General features: G+C 60.8%; 1 protein-coding gene and 1 pseudogene. One reads left to right on the top strand and one right to left on the bottom strand.

Annotated elements, in window-relative coordinates:
- Positions 1-23 precede the first annotated feature (23 nt).
- Complete coding sequence (locus DIE06_RS37410) at positions 24-1,838, top strand: TRAP transporter large permease subunit (protein WP_260433903.1); 1,815 nt, start codon at positions 24-26, stop codon at positions 1,836-1,838.
- Positions 1,839-1,956: 118 nt separating this feature from the next.
- Here DIE06_RS37410 and tnpC read toward each other — a convergent pair.
- Positions 1,957-3,372: pseudogene (tnpC, locus tag DIE06_RS37405) on the bottom strand (IS66 family transposase); the annotation flags it as partial.
- Positions 3,373-3,604: the final 232 nt, after the last annotated feature.

The following is a 3,604-nucleotide window of genomic DNA, read 5'->3' as shown; positions in this document are numbered from 1 at the left end:
ACTCGCAGTCCCGCTGCCCGACGATCGAGCGCGTCCTTGCCTCCGCCGTCTCCTGGATCGGTGCATTCCTTTTGGTCGCCGTCATCCTGCTGTTGTTTGCCGGCGTAGCTGCACGATATGTTTTCCATATGCCACTCGTGTGGTCCGATGAATTGTGCTCAACTTTCTTTCTCTGGCTCGCCATGCTCGGTAGCGCGCTAGCTGTGCGCCGCTTGTCTCATATGCGCATGACCGCACTCGTCAGCCGCGTAGGCGCTCGTTGGACCCCGTTCTTCTCAGTCCTTGCACTCACCGCGGGACTCGCGTTCCTGCTACTTGTACTGGTGCCCGCATATCATTACGCGAGCGAAGAAGCATTCATCACTACGCCAGCCTTGGAAATTTCTGGCGCCTGGCGCGCCGCCGCTTTGCCCGTTGGAATTGCCCTGATGATTGTGTTCAGCCTCTTCCGGCTGCTTGACGTCGCGACGGACCGACGAAGCTACGCCGCCGCCGCCATTGTTATCGCGCTCGTTGTTGCGTTTTGGCTGACCGGCCCTCTGCTCTCGGGCCTCGGGCAACTCAACCTGCTAATTTTCTTTATCGGCGTAGTCGGTGTGTGTGTCTTCTCCGGCGTCCCGATCGCCTTTGCGTTTGCACTTGCCACCCTCGGCTATCTCGCACTGACAACTCGCGTGCCCGTAATGACGCTGGTCGGCCGCATGGACGAAGGTATGTCACACGTGATGCTGCTCGCCGTGCCCACATTCGTCTTACTCGGCTTGCTGTTAGAAATGACCGGAATGGCGCGTGCAATGGTGCAGTTCCTCGCAGGTTTGCTGGGACATGTCCGCGGCGGCCTGTCGTACGTCCTCGTCGGTGCAATGTACCTCGTCTCTGGCATCTCGGGCTCCAAGGCCGCAGACATGGCAGCGATCGCTCCAGCACTGTTCCCGGAAATGACCAAGCGCGGCGCCAAGCCGGGCGAACTCGTGGCACTCCTGTCCGCGACGGGCGCACAAACCGAAACGGTCCCCCCCTCCATTGTTCTCGTCACTATCGGCTCCGTGATGGGCGTATCTATCGCCGCTCTCTTTGCCGGCGGGCTTGTACCCGCGCTCGTGCTCGGCATAGGCCTCTGCATTGTCGTAGGTATGCGCAACAAGAACGAGGACGTCTCCAAGGTAACGCGCTTATCGCGGCTGGCGGTCGCGAAGCGCCTCCTGCTCGCGCTGCCAGCCCTCGCACTGCCTTTCGTCATTCGCGCTGCCGTGGTCGAAGGAGTTGCCACCGCCACGGAAGTCTCCACCATTGGCATCGTCTACTCCATCATCGTCGGCCTGGTTGTCTACCGGCAATTTGATTTCCGACGCATTCAGCCGATGCTCGTCGATACCGTCGTCTTGTCTGGTGCAATTCTGTTTATCATCGGCGCCGCATCGGCCATGGCCTGGTCACTCACGCAGTCCGGATTCTCCCGAGACCTCGCCGCCGCAATGCAGTCGCTTCCAGGAGGTCGCAATACTTTCCTCCTTGTCTCCATCGTCGCTTTCATCGTATTGGGCAGCGTACTGGAAGGCATCCCAGCAGTGGTACTATTCGGCCCGCTACTCTTCCCCATCGCGCACTCCATGGGAATTCATGAAGTGCACTACTCAATGGTCGTAGTCTTGTCGATGGGGCTGGGCCTGTTCGCACCGCCATTCGGAGTTGGCTATTACACCGCTTGTGCCATCGGCAATGTCAACCCTGACGAAGGCATGCGACCAATCTGGGGTTACATGCTTTCGCTCTTAATTGGCCTCGCTATCGTCGCAGCCTTTCCGTGGCTTTCGACAGGATTTATCAAGACTGCGTAAGCCTGTCCTTGATGGGGAACTCTTAGAAAATGGGCTGTTGTGGCCGCTCGCCTAAACTCAGCCAAAACAAGGCTGAAATATGCGTAAGCGGCTAGCCAACGCGTCTTGACGAGAGAGTTTAGGCGGCGTTCGAGTATGGCTGCCAGCGATGCGGCAGCAGCGCGTCGATGTCGCTAGCCTTGTGGGTCGGCAAGCGTGTGAGGACGTCCTTCAGATAGGCGAGTGGATCGAGCCCGTTCAGTTGCGCCGAGCGGATCAAGCTCATGATGGCAGCCGCGCGCTGCCCCGCGCGCAACGATCCTGCGAACAGCCAGTTGGACCGTCCGACTGCCCACGGACGGATCTGGTTTTCGACCCAGTTGTTGTCGATTGGCACGTTCCCGTCATCGAGATAGCGCGTGAGTGCATCCCAACGTTTCAGGCTGTAGTCCAGCGCTTTCGCAATCGCCGAGCCCTCGGCAACGAGTTTGCGCTGCGCCATCAGCCATTCATAAAGGGCGTCGCACACCGGCTTGGCCCGGCGCTGGCGAAGCCGCTGCCGTTCGTCGGCATCCAGTGCCGCAGCCTCGCGTTCGATGTCGTAGAGCGCGGTAAAGAACGACAGGGCCTGCTCGGCAATCTGGCTGCTGTGATTGGCATGCAATTCAAAGAACTTGCGTCGGGCATGGGCCGCGCATCCGATCTCGGTAATGCCGTGCTGGAACGAGGCCTTGTACCCGCTGTAGTCATCGCACACCAGCTTGCCGTGCCAGCCCTTCAGGAACGTGCGAGCGTGCGCACCGGCGCGGCTCTCAGCGAAGTCGTAGACCACTGCGCGCAGGTCGCTGAACTGAGTCGGTGTATACGCCCACAGGTACGCCCGGTGCGTCTTGCCCTTGCCGGGGCTGAGCATCTGCACGGGCGTCTCGTCCGCGTGCAGCACACTCTGTTGCAGCATGGCCTGGCGGAGTGCATCGACCAGCGGCTGCAACTGCACGCCACACCTGCCTACCCAGGCACCCAGCGTGGATCTCGGAATGGCCAGTCCCGCACGGCCAAAGATCTGTTCCTGCCGATACAGCGGCAAGTGGTCGCCGTACTTGGCGACCAGCACTTGCGCGAGCAAGCCGGCAGTGGGCACGCCCTTGTCGATCACATGTGGCGGAACCGGCGCCTGGATCAGCGTCTCGCACGCTTTGCACACCCACTTGCCGCGGATATGCCGCTCCACCGTGAACACGCCCGGCGTGTAGTCCAGCTTCTCGCTCACGTCCTCGCCGATGCGTATGCGTTCGCAACCGCACTGGCACGTCGTGCTATCCGGTTCGTGATGGATCTCGGTGCGCGGCAGTTGCGGCGGCAGCGGTGCGCGTTTCGGCTGCTCGCGTTGCCGTTCAACTCGTGTCGGCTCAAGCTGTTCGAGTTCCATCTCGATGGCAACCAGGTCGCCATCGACGGCCTCGTCGAGCAGGTTCATCTGCTCACTGTTGAGCTGTTCGCTGCGCCGGCCGAACTGCTGGCGCTTGAGGACCGAGACCTCGTGGGTGAGTTGATCGTATGCGATCCATGAGAGACGCCCCTCAGAGCGAGGTGGCATAGCGCGTGATGTGAAGTGACGGTGTGGGTCAGCGTAGGTGGGCAGGCATTTTCCAGGGAAGCAGCGCGTCGTAGTCGTCGACGGTCTTCGCCAGAGGTATCTGCCGGAACAGCCGTAAGCGCGAAATTCTCCGCACCTAGGCAGCGCTGCCGAATCGATCCACGATTGCGTCCGCAGACTTGAATTGCGG

It is taken from the genome of Burkholderia sp. Bp8998 (genome assembly GCF_003854235.1).
Classification (GTDB): domain Bacteria; phylum Pseudomonadota; class Gammaproteobacteria; order Burkholderiales; family Burkholderiaceae; genus Burkholderia.
This window is presented reverse-complemented; position numbering and strand designations above follow the sequence as displayed.